The 1,222-nt window shown below is 68.3% G+C and carries 1 protein-coding gene; it reads left to right on the top strand.

Annotated features, from left to right (window positions below; all coding sequences use genetic code 11):
- Positions 1–147: 147 nt before the first annotated feature.
- Positions 148–1,222, top strand: a 1,075-nt coding sequence (locus AC08OV_RS19420) for an IS3 family transposase (RefSeq protein WP_476620067.1), incomplete at its 3' end; no start/stop codon positions are given.

Genomic DNA, 1,222 nt, shown 5'->3' with positions numbered 1-1,222 from the left:
CCGGAAGGACAAGGAGCTTGAGGCGTCCCGGCGCGTGGTGGACATCATGGGAAAAGCCAACGCGCTTTTGGAGGCGCTCTCCGAAAGCATTCCCGAGATTTCCCGGGAGTCGTCGCCGAAGGAGAACGGATAGCTGACGCCTGCGCGGTGGAGCTGGCCGGGGTTGTCGGGGTGAAGAAGGCCTGCGAGTTGACGGGCCGGTCGCGGGCGACGTTCTACCGGCGTCATCGTCCGCCGGCTTCGGTGCCGCCGCGGCCGGTCCCGAAGCCGCACCGGGAGCGGGTCCAGCCGCGGGCGCTGTCCGCGCGGGAGCGGGAACGGGTGCTGGAGGTGTTGAACTCGGAGCGGTTCCGGGACGCCTCGCCGGCGCACGTGTGGGCGACCCTGCTCGACGAGGGGGTCTACCTGGCGTCGTGGCGGACGTTCTACCGGATCCTGGCCGCGGCGGGGCAGACCGGGGAGCGCCGCGCCCAGGCGTCGCACCCGTCGCACGTGAAGCCCGAGCTGCTCGCGTCCGCACCGGACCAGGTGTGGACGTGGGACATCACCAAGCTCAAGGGCAGGTCGAAACACGAGTACTACTACCTGTACGTCATTCTCGACGTCTACAGCCGGTATGTCGTGGGCTGGCTGCTTGCGCCGAACGAGTCCGGGGAACTCGCGAAGGAGCTGGTCAGCCAGACGTGCGAGAAGTACGGTGTCGACACGTCGGGGCTGACGGTGCACGCCGACCGTGGCTCGTCGATGACGTCGAAGACCCTCACGCTGCTGCTGGCCGACCTCGACATCGTCCGGTCGCATTCCAGACCGCGGGTCTCGAACGACAACCCGTTCTCCGAATCGGAGTTCAAGACGTTGAAGTACCGGCCCGAGTTCCCTGACCGTTTCGACTCGATCGAGCAGGCACGCCGGTTCTGCCGTGGGTTCTTCACCTGGTACAACACCGCGCACAAGCACTCCGGGATCGGCTATCTCTCGCCGGCGGCCGTCTACTTCGGCCTGGCCGGGCAGGCGCACGCCGCGCGGGCCCGGGTGCTCGACGCGGCCTACGCCGCGCACCCGGAGCGGTTCGTGAACCGGCGGCCGGTCCCGCCGCCGCTGCCGAAGCCCGCCGGGATCAACACGAAGCCCGACGACCAGGCCGAGCCGGTCACCGACGGTGCCCCCGAACGATCGGAGGTCATCCCTCGACAGAGATCGAAACAGGGATCGAACACAGGCT

Source organism: Frankia sp. CeTa3Moorea, assembly GCF_978021225.1.
Note: the sequence above shows the minus strand (reverse complement) of the source record. Positions and strands in the feature narration are given on the sequence as shown.